Annotated in this window: 11 protein-coding genes and 1 other annotated feature; of the genes, 6 read left to right on the forward strand and 5 right to left on the reverse strand. The window is 42.8% G+C overall.

The window, feature by feature from the left end:
- Positions 1-23 precede the first annotated feature (23 nt).
- Positions 24-145, forward strand: a sequence feature (Phe leader region).
- Positions 146-157: 12 nt separating this feature from the next.
- The 3 genes from pheA to yjjX all read left to right on the forward strand — a co-directional run bounded on the left by pheA (position 158) and on the right by yjjX (position 4552).
- On the forward strand, positions 158-1333 hold the full coding sequence (gene pheA, locus OCV44_RS11790; protein WP_139683888.1) for a prephenate dehydratase: 1176 nt from the start codon (positions 158-160) through the stop codon (positions 1331-1333).
- Positions 1334-1689: 356 nt separating this feature from the next.
- On the forward strand, positions 1690-4068 hold the full coding sequence (locus OCV44_RS11795) for a putative bifunctional diguanylate cyclase/phosphodiesterase (RefSeq protein WP_139683887.1): 2379 nt from the start codon (positions 1690-1692) through the stop codon (positions 4066-4068).
- Positions 4031-4552, forward strand: coding sequence for an inosine/xanthosine triphosphatase (yjjX, locus tag OCV44_RS11800; protein WP_139683886.1), 522 nt, complete (start codon positions 4031-4033; stop codon positions 4550-4552). The genes OCV44_RS11795 and yjjX overlap by 38 nt, the downstream gene beginning before the upstream one ends.
- A gap of 116 nt (positions 4553-4668) precedes the next feature.
- Here yjjX and trpR read toward each other — a convergent pair whose 3' ends face one another.
- Together trpR and OCV44_RS11810 are read right to left on the reverse strand one after the other, a co-directional pair.
- Positions 4669-4965 (reverse strand): trp operon repressor, encoded by a 297-nt coding sequence (gene trpR, locus OCV44_RS11805; protein ID WP_139683885.1) that lies wholly within the window; start codon positions 4963-4965, stop codon positions 4669-4671.
- 172 nt (positions 4966-5137) lie between these two features.
- Positions 5138-7087, reverse strand: a complete 1950-nt coding sequence (locus tag OCV44_RS11810; protein ID WP_139683884.1) for a transglycosylase SLT domain-containing protein — start codon at positions 7085-7087, stop codon at positions 5138-5140.
- Between the two features lie 263 nt (positions 7088-7350).
- Between OCV44_RS11810 and ettA the strand changes: the two genes are divergently transcribed.
- The 3 genes from ettA (at position 7351) to OCV44_RS11825 (ending at position 10536) form a co-directional block, all read left to right on the forward strand.
- Positions 7351-9018: an energy-dependent translational throttle protein EttA gene (ettA, locus tag OCV44_RS11815; RefSeq protein ID WP_009848459.1), complete on the forward strand. Its 1668-nt coding sequence runs from the start codon at positions 7351-7353 to the stop codon at positions 9016-9018.
- An 89-nt stretch (positions 9019-9107) separates the two neighbouring features.
- Positions 9108-9476 carry a PilZ domain-containing protein gene (locus OCV44_RS11820; protein ID WP_139683883.1) on the forward strand — a complete coding sequence of 123 codons (369 nt, stop codon included), beginning with the start codon at positions 9108-9110 and terminating at the stop codon, positions 9474-9476.
- A gap of 49 nt (positions 9477-9525) precedes the next feature.
- Positions 9526-10536: a M23 family metallopeptidase gene (locus OCV44_RS11825; protein WP_139683882.1), complete on the forward strand. Its 1011-nt coding sequence runs from the start codon at positions 9526-9528 to the stop codon at positions 10534-10536.
- Positions 10537-10714: 178 nt separating this feature from the next.
- Here OCV44_RS11825 and tyrA read toward each other — a convergent pair whose 3' ends face one another.
- The 3 genes from tyrA to nagZ form a co-directional block, all read right to left on the reverse strand.
- Positions 10715-11842, reverse strand: a complete 1128-nt coding sequence (tyrA, locus tag OCV44_RS11830) for a bifunctional chorismate mutase/prephenate dehydrogenase (RefSeq protein ID WP_139683881.1) — start codon at positions 11840-11842, stop codon at positions 10715-10717.
- A 139-nt stretch (positions 11843-11981) separates the two neighbouring features.
- Positions 11982-13055 (reverse strand): 3-deoxy-7-phosphoheptulonate synthase, encoded by a 1074-nt coding sequence (locus OCV44_RS11835; protein ID WP_139683880.1) that lies wholly within the window; start codon positions 13053-13055, stop codon positions 11982-11984.
- Between the two features lie 246 nt (positions 13056-13301).
- Positions 13302-14291 (reverse strand): beta-N-acetylhexosaminidase, encoded by a 990-nt coding sequence (gene nagZ / locus OCV44_RS11840; protein ID WP_139683879.1) that lies wholly within the window; start codon positions 14289-14291, stop codon positions 13302-13304.
- Between the last annotated feature and the right edge of the window lie 72 nt (positions 14292-14363).

The following is a 14363-nucleotide window of genomic DNA, read 5'->3' on the forward strand; positions in this document are numbered from 1 at the left end:
TTCATAAAACAATCACTTTTTATGCACTCTCACTCTTTGTTTATTTTTGACTTCTTTTTTCTTCCGTAAATCGGAGGCTAAGTCGTTTTAGAAAAACAAGTCAAAAACGAACAAGAAGCCTCCCACACTAGGGGGGCTTTTTTATAAGGACACATTTATGACTGACCGAACAATTTCACTAGATGATATCCGCCTTCGTCTTAATGATTTAGACGACGAACTCCTAAAATTACTTTCAGAGCGTCGTAAGCTAAGTATCGAAGTCGCTAAAAGCAAGGTAGAAACATCAAAACCCGTTCGTGATGCAGTACGAGAGCAACAACTACTAGTCAAACTGATCAACAACGGTAAAGACAAGTACGAATTGGATGCTCAGTACATTACTAAGCTGTTTCACACCATCATCGAAGATTCCGTTTTACTGCAGCAGTCATACTTACAAAACCTAGCGAATCCGCAAAGCCGTAAACCACTCGCTCGCGTTGCATTCTTAGGTTCTAAGGGATCGTATTCTCACCTTGCGAGCCGCGAATACTTCAGCCGCAAGAATATGGAATTGATTGAGCTGAACTGTAATCACTTCAAAGAAGTCGCATCGACTGTAGAATCAGGCCATGCCGACTATGGTGTACTGCCGATTGAGAACACCAGCTCAGGGTCAATTAACGAAGTCTACGATCTGCTACAACACACAACGCTTTATATCGTTGGTGAACTGTCTCAACCAATTGAACACTGCTTGGTTGCAAAAAATGATATTCGTTTAGAAGACATCAAAACCCTCTATTCACACCCACAACCTCATCAACAATGCAGTGAGTTTTTAAGCCGCCTTAAAGATGTCAGCCTTGAATCTTGTGCAAGCACAGCTGATGCTATGAAAAAGGTGAAAGTTCTAGAGGGGGATGATGTGGCAGCGATTGGTAATGCATCGAGCGGCAAGCTTTATGGACTTCAACCAATCCAAGGTAACATTGCAAACCAAACTGAGAACCACACTCGCTTCATCGTTGTGGCACGTAAGCCCGTTGAAGTATCAGCTCAAATCCCAGCTAAGACGACACTCATCATGTCGACTTCTCAAGAAGCCGGTTCTTTGGTTGAAACACTGCTGATTCTGCAACGCTTAGGCATTAACATGACCAAGCTGGAATCTCGTCCTATCATGGGTAACCCTTGGGAAGAGATGTTCTATGTCGATCTAGAAGCACATTTAGGCGCAGATAACATGCAACAAGCGATAACGGAACTAACAGCCATTACTCGTCATCTTAAAGTATTAGGTTGCTACCCAAGTGAGAACATTAAGGCGACTCAGGTTAAGTTGTCTTAGCTTTTTATTATCTGACACTCGCTTTAACTGCCACTAGCTTTTCACTAATTTAAGCATTTGGCCTACTACAGGCCAAATGCTTAAAGAAAGCAACAAATGGAGTCGTACTCGAACTAAGGAAGACTCAAAGTCTGTATACCTTAAAAATGAATTGGTTGTGTTACTGGTTCGCATTCCTATCCACTTCCATCATTCCCTTCCAACCTACTCCGACACCTTTTACTGATAATTTAATCACTAAATACAAAAACTTAAAACCCAAACAAAACACTTCAAACACAATATAATTGATGGCGAGAACTGTCTAAATAACATAAACTTGCGTGCTAAATTTATAAACCATGTTGTGAATAACCATGAAGCTCAGTACTAAAATATTACTTGTGATTGCCCCCGTAATACTGCTCAGTACAGCGGCTTCTAGTTATATCATCTACTCCACGCAAAAAAGCAGCTTTATCAAACGTGAAGACAATGCGCTGCAATTAAGCATGGAAAAATTAGCCAGTTATTTTCAACAGTCTCGCTCTTTCCTCAACAGCTACTCTTATACCCTCGCCAATAGTGATCTGGTTAAGCGTTATTTTATGGTTGATGAAAGTACCGCCTCCCAACGTGAACTGGTTGATAACCTAAACGAAACGATTAAGTTACTGCAAGATGGTAACGACAGTTTTACAAGGGTCGCATTGCTTGATGGCGACCGAGCCCTTAAATATTACGCTGATAATACCAATGACCCTTTCGCAAAAATGGACCCCAAGATATTAGAGTTCATTGATCATCAATATCAAAAAACGTTAGCCCCTTCGAGCACCGACTATATACAGAATTCCCAAGGCGAAGGCGTATTAGTTCATTATGACGCTATTGATAAAAATACAGTTTCGATACCAACAAGCGCTCAACCCAACAATGTATTTTTTGTGGTTGTTTCTGTCTCTCTTGATAAGTTTAACTATCTTCGAAAACAGATAGAGTTCGACTATCAAACCAGCTTGTTCTTTACTCCTGCGTTGGTGACACAAGGGAGAGAGTTAACACAATCTATAAAGCTAGCACCTGAGCTCTACGCCACGCTCGATCCCGCACCATTACTATTAGACAACAAACTCAAATCTCTCTGGAATGAACTCAGCCTATCCTTTGCCCTTTCTGCATTTGTCAGTGTTACCTTGCTGCTTATCCTGCTATCTCGCTGTGTAATAAACCCCATTACCCGTTTAGATAGACAGCTTCAAGAGGTTGAGAAAAAACAGAGAAAAAATATTGAGCGCCTAGGAACTAATGATGAACTAGGCCGCTTATCTCAGCGCTTTTATGATATGTACCAGGAGTTAGATGACACATATCAGCAGACTAAGTTGTTGGCAGAAAATGATCAGTTGACCCAAATAGCCAATAGGCACCAGTTTCAAACCTTCGTCCAGAAGTCGCTGTCGAAACCAAGTTCGAATACCGAAACCTGGGTTCTCTACTTTGATTTAGATAACTTCAAATTTGTGAACGACAAATACGGACATCAAATCGGCGACTCAATCCTGGTCAGTTTTGCTCAGCGTATTTCCGATATTTGTAACCACTATAAAACAGAATTAGACGCCCACTGTCTTCCCGCCCGACTTTCTGGAGACGAGTTCGTTGTATACATTAATGCTCCAACTCACAAAGAAAATATCGCGCATCGATTTTCGAATGATTTACTCACACCAATACAAAAAGGGTTTGTTACCGAATCAGGCAATTTCCCGATTACGGTCAGTATTGGTATCGCGACCCACCCGAATGATGGCGATACAATCGAGAAGCTTCTCTCGAATGCTGATACCGCGATGTATCAAGCCAAACGTGCGGGTAAAAACCAGTTCGCAGATTACTCGTTAGACTTAGATAAAACCATTCAGCGCCAAGCCAGTATTGAGAGCGCCCTTCGAGAAAATAACTTTGATGAAGAGTTTAAGCTCGTTTATATGCCTTACATGGATTCAACCGGAAGCTATGTTATTGGCGTTGAGGTATTGTTACGTTGGCATTCGAAACACCTTGGTTTGGTACCACCCGATGAATTCATACCTATTGCTGAACAAACCGGACTATTTGAATTAATTGATCGCTGGGTGATCCAGAATGCCTTTGCTTCGTTTCATCGACTTCAAGATCAATTCGATCACTCAATTCAGCTATCGATTAACTTATCTTCAGCTGGAATTAAAACCACTCACCTTGCCGATTTCATCAAAGAGCATGCGAAAATCAATCAGATTCCACCAAGCTTGATCGACTTTGAAATTACAGAAACCTTTTACTCAAACTCTCAAGGTTTCCCATTACTTAACCAGTTATCATACATGGGCTATAGATTGGCAATTGACGACTTTGGTTCTGGTTACACCTCCATCACTCAACTGGTTCAGTATCCAACTCAAAAGATCAAATTGGATAAAACCTTTTTAGACACCTTGATTAAGACAGATAACCAGAACATAGTGAAACCCATTATCGGGCTATGTCACGCGCAAGGAAAAAAGGTCACAGCCGAAGGCATTGAAACTCAATACATGCATAAGTGGTTGCAAGATGCTCAGTGCGATATGCTGCAAGGCTATTATTTTGGTAAACCGATGCCATTAGAAGAGCTGCCTGAATGGTACCGACAGCATCAAATCAATTTTGTCGATAAAAAAAAGAATCCACCACATGAAATCTGTAATCATTGCATCGCTGAACCCAGCTAAAATTAACGCCGTAAAAAGTGCATTCTTATCGGCTTTTCCTGATACTCAGTTTGATTTCAAAGGCATCAGCGTCCCTAGTGGCGTTGCCGATCAACCAATGAGTAATGAAGAAACCTACCAAGGTGCCGTAAATCGTGTTCACAACACGCTCCAAGCTCAGCCTAATGCTGACTTTTATGTGGGATTAGAAGCTGGGATAGAAAAAAACGTTACCTTTGCATGGATGGTGATCGAAGCAAACGGCCAACGTGGTGAGTCGCGTTCAGCAAGCCTCATGCTGCCACCTGCCGTGCTTGAAAAACTAGAGCATGCGAACGAGTTAGGGGATGTGATGGATGAAGTGTTTGGCACCGATAATATCAAACAGAAAGGCGGTGCGATTGGCCTACTGACACATAACCAACTGTCACGCAGCTCTGTCTATCATCAGGCTTTAATTTTAGCGCTGATCCCATTTGTGAACCCTGAGCACTTTCCTATCTAGAGCTTCGCCAAACTTCGAAAGACTCTGAGAATAATCATCAGAAACAAAAACGCTAACATTCAGTTAGCGTTTTTATCGAATTCATATACGCACTATTTAGTGGTTGCTTAACTTCGTTATTGTTTTAGCAATAGATCGGCGATCACTGATTTCTCTTGTTCAGATTTGGCCTTTAACTCATTCGAGCCTCTGGTTATCGTCGCGACGCCTACTCCCAGCATTTGACTCACCTGTCGTTGCGACATCTCACCTTTCATCAGTTCACAAAAGATATTAATTCGAGCAACCAAAGCATCTCGCTCGTCTGGTGTCATCATCATGGTCAACAATAGTTCATGCTGATCTTTTTCGACAGCCGTCTTTACCAAGTCCATCAGTTGTTGCCAATTCTCATATTCAGGTTGTGATGCCATATCTCTACACTTACTTTTAAATTCTGACTTTAAAGAGTCGCTTAACGATTGAAAGCGTTGAACACTTTATACCGAAATACTTGATGTGATCCAATGTAAAAAGGCAGTAAGTCGAAATGGTTCGCACTCACTGCCTTTAATATTACTCAGCTTGGAGAAAAATGCAGAAAACTTAGTATTTCGTTTTTGCCTCATGGGGTGCCAAAAACGTCCCTTTCTCACCCAAGATATCTCGATAGTAAGTCTCAAACATCAAGATATTCTGAACGTAACCACGAGTCTCTTTGAATGGAATCATTTCGATAAAAGCAAATGCATCGAGCTTTTCATTACTGCGTGATCGCCACTGTTTCACACGACTAGGGCCTGCATTATACGCGGCAAATGCGAAGATGCGGTTATCATCATACTGAGCAAGTAAGCCATCTAAATAATGACTGCCTATCTCAATATTCTTACCTACATCATAAAGATCATCGCTACCCTGATACTTAATACTATGTTTTTTAGCCGTATACTGAGCTGTCTTCGGCATAATTTGCATGATACCGCGTGCGCCAACAGGAGAGCGAGCCTCAGAATCCATCGCACTCTCTTGTCTCGCTAAAGACATCAAGGTGATTGGGTCAATATCATGCTTTTCAGCATAGAAGTTAAACCACCACTTATGAGCAACCGGGAAACGTAAGGCTATGTTACCCCACATTTTCGCCGAGATACTGGCCGTTACCGTTAGGTGATTCCAACGCTGTGTCGCAGCATGAGCAGCAAGCATCGCTTTTTGATCGTTGTCTGCATTGGCTAACAACCAGCGCCATTCACTCTTTGCAGCCGCTATTTTATCTCGTTCAATCAGCTCACCGATACGAACCAAAGAAGTGTCGAATGGTTTTACGGTTTCCGCATTGTATTTTAATGTTGATGTAGGGTAATGAACTGGCTTACCTAATTGCTTAGCGGCGGCCACACTGTAGAAATTACGCTGACCCAAAATGTCAGATAAACGTTTGTTCCCATTAGCGGTGTTCCCCGTAGCAATCTCCGCTCTACCTAACCAATACTGCCAACGAAGCGAAGCTTGATGTTTATCATCTAAGCGTGCTATCCACTCTTTTAAGCCCGTCCAATCGGCATGTTGAATAGCCAAACGAGCACGTCGCTCAAGCAAAACTTGCTTTGATGAACTCGCGAGCATTTTGTCTCGCCACGCTACCAACTCTTCAGAGTCAGTATTGATCAAGCGAAACGTTAAGTAATCCGCGAGATCTTGAGATTGCTCTTTCGACAATTTCTGAGCCTTGACGACACCATCAAACACCTCTTGAGCACTGCTTGCCGACTTCCTCGCTAGCTTCTCGAAAGCAAACTCGGTTTGAGCTTGGTAAAATTCATTCACTTGATGCTTCTTGGCAAATACGAGCACATCTTCAGGCTTGTTGTACAACGCCTTCATCTGCTTCGCTTGAGTAATTGACTCATCATGATCTAATTGCTTGATCAGATAGGTCATTAACTTGCCATTTCGTTTATCAAACGCCAATAGCATTCGCTGTAATATCAGTTCATCCGTTCTCAAACCCGCTTCATCCCAACTTTCGAAGAGCGGGTCGCAGCTATCATCGACACCATTGCCACTTAACCAAAGTTGTTTCGCACCTTTAAAGGCGAGATCTTGATTGCCTTGTTCATAATTAGCGCGGTAATAGATACATTGATATTTTTCACCAACAGGCTCTTTGGTTTGAAACTCAAGGATGGTCTTCCACTGTTTTTGAGCCGCCAATAAATCTAAATAAGGCGCTCGTATACGATTGGAAAACGGCAGTGCTTTGTTCTCTTCAATAAAAGCATCCACCTCGCTTGGCGTTCGATCACCTAAGCCCAATAAAAAGGCGCGATAATCAGTGTAAGGAGTTAACGGGTATGTTTGAATTTTGTTACGAAGTGCTGAATAAGCGTTTAGGTCACGGTTATCTAAAACCTCTTGCGCTCTGTCATAAACATCACGCTGCATTTCAAGCTCGGTAGCATTACTGGCCATAGCCATCGGAGCCTGTGAAAATGAAAACAAAATTGCCGATGCAGCGACAGCAATTTTCGTATTACCAATGCGGAAAAACATTCGCTCTTTCCTTAGTGCGTGTATGAATACGTGAAGTCTATTTACGCCCGACATCACATCAAATGTAAAGGATTTGAGTGTAAATATTGTTAATATTTAACACATCGCCTCAGAAGCCTATTAAATAAAGCTTTACTGATTATTGTGACAATAATAGGTGAGGATTAGTTCAAGAATGGCTTTTCTACCCAAGGAGTAACATCTTTGAGGATATTGGTATAAAATAGCAAACAATTTTGAACAATAATTAGGATCGATCGGCAATGGCTGAATACGTATATACCATGTCTCGGGTGAGCAAAACTGTTCCACCTAAGCGTCAAATTCTTAAAGACATTTCTCTTAGCTTTTTTCCTGGCGCTAAAATCGGTGTTTTGGGTCTAAATGGTTCAGGTAAATCTACCCTACTACGTATCATGGCTGGTATTGATACTGATATTGATGGTGAAGCACGTGCACAACAAGGTCTTAAAGTCGGTTACCTACCTCAAGAACCTGTACTAGACGAATCAAAAACCGTTCGTGAAATCGTAGAAGAAGCGGTTTCAGATGTTGCTGACGCACTTAAGCGCATCGACGCAGTATATGCCGCTTACGCAGAACCTGATGCAGATTTCGATGCATTAGCGAAAGAGCAAGGTGAGCTTGAAGCACTGATCCAAGCAAAAGACGGTCATAACCTAGAAACAGCTCTAGAGCGAGCTGCAGATGCACTTCGTCTTCCTGAGTGGGATGCGAAAATCGAATTCCTGTCAGGTGGTGAACGTCGTCGTGTTGCTATCTGTCGTCTACTTCTTGAGAAGCCTGACATGCTGCTTCTTGATGAACCAACCAACCACTTGGATGCAGAATCAGTTGCTTGGCTTGAGCACTTCCTTGTTGATTACAGCGGTACTGTTGTGGCAATTACCCACGACCGTTACTTCCTAGACAACGCTGCAGGTTGGATTCTAGAACTTGACCGTGGTGAAGGTATCCCATGGGAAGGTAACTACACTTCTTGGCTAGAACAAAAAGATGAGCGTTTGAAGCAAGAAAAAGCTGGCGAAAGCGCACGTCAAAAAACGATTGAGAAAGAACTTGAATGGGTTCGTCAAAACCCTAAAGGTCGTCAAGCTAAGTCTAAAGCTCGTATGGCTCGTTTTGAAGAAATGACGACTGGCCAATACCAGAAGCGTAACGAAACCAACGAATTGTTCATCCCACCAGGTGAGCGTTTGGGTGACAAGGTACTTGAAGTTAAGAACCTAACTAAGTCATTTGGTGATCGCGTTCTTATCGACGACCTATCATTCAGCATGCCTAAAGGCGCTATCGTCGGTATCGTTGGTGCCAACGGTGCGGGTAAATCAACACTGTTTAAGATGTTAAGTGGCGCTGAACAACCAGATTCAGGCACAGTTGAACTTGGCGAAACGGTTAAGCTTGCTTCTGTTGATCAGTTCCGTGACAGCATGGACGACACAAAAACAGTATTCCAAGAGATCTCTGAAGGCGCTGATATCATTAAGATCAACAACTTCGAAATCCCTGCTCGTGCATACTGTTCTCGTTTCAACTTCAAAGGCAACGACCAACAGAAGATCATCGGTCAGCTTTCAGGTGGTGAACGCAACCGTGTTCACCTAGCGAAACTGCTAAAAGCGGGTGGTAACGTACTGCTACTCGATGAACCAACCAATGACCTTGATGTTGAAACACTACGTGCTCTTGAAGAAGCTCTGCTTGAGTTCCCTGGTTGTGCAATGGTTATCTCGCATGACCGTTGGTTCCTTGACCGTATTGCGACCCATATCTTAGACTACCGTGATGAAGGTCAAGTTAACTTCTACGAAGGTAACTATACTGAGTACACAGAGTGGCTGAAAAAGACTCTAGGTGCACAAGCGGCAGAACCTCACCGCATCAAATACAAACGTATTGCAAAGTAAATAAGCTTGTATTTTGAACAAAGGCCGCGATAATAGCGGCCTTTGATATATCTGGTTATATGCTACGTATTGATATAGAGAGATTAGTTATGATTGAAAGACGTCAATTTTCACGAGTTGTTTATCAAACCCCGACTGACATATCACAAGGGAACGTAAATGTATCAGGCTCAGTACAAGACTTATCTCTTCATGGCCTACTCATTCAATGCGATAAATGTCAGCAACTCAGAACGGACATTCCTGTTCAAATCAGCTTTAAGCTCGAAAACAGTGATATCAATATTCAGTTAGAAGCAACGATAGTCTCGACCATCAATACCTCAATGCGTTTACGTATAGAGCATTTAGATATTGATAGTATCAGCCACCTTAAGCGCCTTGTGGAACTTAACGTTGGCGACGATGTACTGCTTTATAGAGAGATTGAACACCTTACCGATTTAGGTAATGAGTGATATCTCCATTCCCCTTTTTCTATTAGAAGCATTTAGTTAATACACAACCATGTCTAAAAAAGTTTCCATTACTATTCCCTTAAACCAAGGGGATCAGACGTTTTATTTCGGTCGAAAAGCCGTACTAATATGTACCACAGCCCTTTTTTCAGTGCCTCTATTGATTGGCGGTGCTGCATACCTTCACGTTGAAGGCAAACAAGAACTCGCCCTACAAGCCGGTGATGCACAACAATTAATTGAAACACTGATCGTTGAAAAAGAACAAACTGACTTTCTATACGCTGAGCAGGTAGAAACCAATCACTCACTGTCTCAAGCATTAACCGAAAAAGAAGGCACTATTCAGTTACTTGGTAAGCGTGTATTTGATGTGGAATCAGTGCTTGGCCTGACCGATGAAGAGCAGCTTACTGATGACGTCTCTTTAGAAGACCGAATTGATGCAGCGGCGGTAGATTCGGCAGTCCGAGCGACAATGTTTCGCTTAATTCCAAATGACAGCCCTATGGCTTATCAACGTATATCATCCTCTTATGGTCGCCGATCTAACCCTATAACAGGTAAACGCCACGTTCATACTGGTATCGACCTAACGTGTAAGCGTGGTGAAGATATTATAGCGCCCGCTGATGGCGTCATTGAAACCGTACGCCCAAGCAAAAAAGGCTTCGGTAACTTTATAACTATGCGTCACTCGTTTGGTTTCATGAGCTCTTACGCGCATCTACAAAAATTCAAAGTACGTAGTGGTCAATTTGTGAGTAAAGGCGATGTTATTGCGAGCTGTGGTAACTCAGGTAACTCAACCGGCCCACACTTGCATTATGAGGTACGCTTCCTTGGTCGTTCACTGAACCCTCAATACTTGATGGATTGGACACCTGAGAACTTCAACTACGTGTTCGAGAAAGAGAAAAAGGTTAAGTGGGGCCCATTGGTTCAGCTGATTGATAATGTAGTTCGCTTGCAGATCAACCTAACGAACGTGCCTTACATTAGCTCGACTATCGACACCGTATCGAGTGAAGATAGCAAAAAACCTATCACGACTAACTAGTTATTAACCATTAGTTATTAACCATTAGTTATTAACCATTAGTTATTAGGACTAGTTGGTTTGGCCTATGATGATCTAATTGCTTTTAGCCTACTGTAGGCCAACTACTTTCATAGCGTTCAGCACAAACAAAAAGAGCGACCAGATGGTCGCTCTTTTTTTATGATTTCAAATCGTATTAACCACGATGAATCGAGTCATGTGCTTGTTTTAGAAGGCTTTGGCTCTCTTGCAAGAATTGTTGCGAATAGTCGCCAAACCAATCGCTCACTTGATTAAAGCTCTCAACAAACTTGGCTTTATCTTTGCCATCTAAGATTTCTAATGCTTCACCGAAACGACTATGGAAACGTCGAATCATCTCAATGTTCTCATCTGAAGAGAGAATGATATCACCGTACAAATTCGGGTCTTGAGCAAACAGACGACCAACCATCGCAATCTCAAGTCGGTAGATTGGCGAGCTTAGCTTCAGAAGCTGATCAATGTTCGGGTTCTCTTTACTTAGGTGCAAGCCGTAAGCAAAAGAGGTGAAGTGGCGCAGTGCTTGAATCAATGTCATGCCGTGATCGTGTTCAGCAGCATCCATCTGGCAAAGGCTCGCGCCCCAAATACCAAATTGATTCAGTAACCATTGGTAGCTTTCAGAGCCACGGCCGTCACTGTAAACAATCACTTGTTTCGCAAGGCTTGGAACATCTGGACCAAACATTGGGTGCAACCCAACCACTGGGCCTTGGTGCATGTCTAACATGGCTTGAAGAGGTTTGGATTTAATCGACGTCAAATCACAAAGAATACAATCGCTTGGTAGGTTACCCAGTTTCGCAATCACACCTTCTGTCAGGTGAATTGGAACCGTAACAACCACAAGGCCAGCATTATCTAAGATCTCGTCGGCTCTATCCCAATCTTGGCTGCCAAGAATTTTCACTTCGTAACCAGAAAGCTTGAACATACGACCAAACAGACCACCAAGTTGACCATTACCACCAACGATAACCACTGAACGTAACTCTGGATTAAGGCACTTAAAGCCCGAATCTTTCTCACTGGCATAAGACTCACGCATCGTACGACGCAAAATATCTTCGATTAACTGCGGTGGAACCCCTATTTTCTCGGCTTCTTGACGACGAGATGCCAACATCGCGGCTTCACGTTCCGGTACATAAATAGGTAAACCATGTTCACTTTTTACTTCTCCGACTTTCTCTACTAGAGCCAGTCGTTGAGCCAGTAAATCCAACATTTGTTTATCGACAGCATCGATTTGGTCGCGTAATTCGTTCAGTTCAACGGCCATTTTATTCCTTACTCATCTATAAGCCCGTGCTAACCTATAAGCCCGTACTAATCTAAAAGCCCGCACTGATTGATGCAGGTTCATTAGCAACAGATCTTAAAATGCCCCATTAGATGAGGCACTTAAATTTAAACTCTGACTAACCTTTCAAGCGGTTCTCTAAGAACGGGACTAATTCCGTATGTGCATGTTTCAATAGTGCCTCAGTTGAATCCCAATTGATACACGCGTCGGTAATAGATACACCGTATTTCATCTCATTGAGAGGTATATCTGAAGATTGGTTTCCTTCGTTAATATGGCTCTCAATCATCAGGCCGATAATCGACTTATTGCCTTCACGAATCTGATGGATGACATCTTCAGCCACCAGCGGTTGACGACGGAAATCTTTACGAGAGTTCGCATGACTACAGTCGACCATTAGTGCCGCCTCTAAGCCAGACTTACCCAGCTCTTGCTCACATTCATGCACAGATACTGAATCGTAGTTCGTCTGCTTACCGCCACGTAAAATGACATGACCATTAGGGTTACCTTGCGTCGTGAGTAGTGCGACTTGGCCTTCACGGCTGATGCCCATGAAACGGTGACTAGAAGAAGCCGCCTGCATCGCATTAATTGCAGTGCCTAAGTTACCGTCTGTACCATTCTTAAAGCCGATTGGCATTGAAAGACCACTCGCCATTTCGCGGTGGGTTTGTGATTCAGTCGTACGAGCGCCGATTGCTGCCCAGCTGAATGTATCTGCTAGGTATTGTGGGCTGATTGGATCTAGCGCTTCTGTCGCAAGTGGGATTTCCATCTCAGCTAACTCAACTAAAAGCTCGCGACCTACATGCAGACCATGCTCAATATCGAACGTGCCGTCTAGGTGAGGGTCATTGATCAAGCCTTTCCAGCCAACAGTGGTACGAGGCTTCTCAAAGTAAACACGCATTACAATATACAGTTGGTCGCTAAGCTGCTCAGATATAGCTTTTAGTCGTTTCGCGTACTCTTTTGCCGCTTCAATATCATGGATAGAACATGGGCCACATACTACAAGCATGCGATGATCTTTCTTATGAATAATGTCTGCAATAGTTTGACGAGACTCTTGAATGAAACGACGAGCATTATCACTCAAAGGCAGTTTTGCTTTTAACTCCTCAGGAGTAATCAGTACCTGTTCGTCGATGATATTGACATTGCTTAATTCACTTTTCTGCATAACTCAACCTGTATATTTATTTTTACACCCAATGTTTCCATTTGGACTAGCAATCTTTAAAAACACAATAACAGCTACAAAAACGATTGCAAGTGTAAACAATAAAAACCATTTACTGTAAATTAAAATTTACACCCTCACTTTAATTAGCTCTAATAGACAAACCAGTTTAAACCGCGCCACACACATACAAAAAAGGCGATAATTCTCATATCGCCTTCTTCAAACTTATAGAGTGTTTATTTCTCACTCAGCGTTTAACATTCGCTTAATTTGCTCTGAGGCCTCTTTCCATCGGCTATCTGAGTGAAGCGTCGACAAATCAAAGTTGTGCTTTTTAAGCAATGAGTTGGCTAAAGGCACCTCTTGAATCGCTAAGTGATCAAGAGCCTCAATTTGTGCATCTCGTTTATTACACATCAACACCATGTCGCAACCCGCATTCAGAGCAGCCTTCGCTCTGTCGGCTGGCCCACCCATAATTGCAGCGCCTTCCATCGTTAAGTCATCAGAGAATACCAAGCCTTTAAATCCAAGCTGCTGCTTCAATACTTTCTGCAGCCAATACTCAGAGCCACTCGCTGGCTGATCATCATAGTGAGAAAAAACCACGTGCGCAGGCATCATCGCATCTAATATTCCAGCTTCAATTTGAGCCTTGAAGATCGCCATATCAGTTTCAAAGATATCGTCTCTAGGATCGTAAGGCGTTTCAAGGTGCGAATCAGCAATCACGCCACCGTGTCCTGGGAAGTGTTTTCCTGTTGTCGCCATTCCAACCGATTTCATGCCCTTAATAAAAGCACTACTGTGGCGAACGATAGTATCAATATCTTCACCAAACGCTCGGCTACCAATCGCTTTACACTGATGGCCTTTGTCTAATACAGGCGCAAAGCTCAGATCGATATCATGGGCAATCAATTCCGCCGCCATCAACCAACCGGCTTGTTCTGCTAACTGATCACCATTATTCTTAGTCGCGAACTCTTGAGCGGCAGGGATAATTGAAAATCCATCGCGGAAGCGCTGAACTCGGCCACCTTCTTGGTCAACGCCAATCAAAATAGGACGTTTTGCGACCTTGCGGATCTCTTTGTTTAACGCCGATAGCTGTTTGCTATCGTGGTAGTTTCTAGCAAATAGGATGAGACCACCAACTGTTGGGTGCTCTAAAATTTCTCTGTCTTCAGCTGTTAGCTCGTAGCCCGCAACATCAACCCACAACGGTCCCATATTTATCCCTTATTAAACCTAATTTCATAAACTTCCCGAGATTATTCTCTTTAAATTTGCTTTACAATGTTT

This window comes from Vibrio tasmaniensis (assembly GCF_024347635.1).
Lineage (GTDB): Bacteria > Pseudomonadota > Gammaproteobacteria > Enterobacterales > Vibrionaceae > Vibrio > Vibrio tasmaniensis.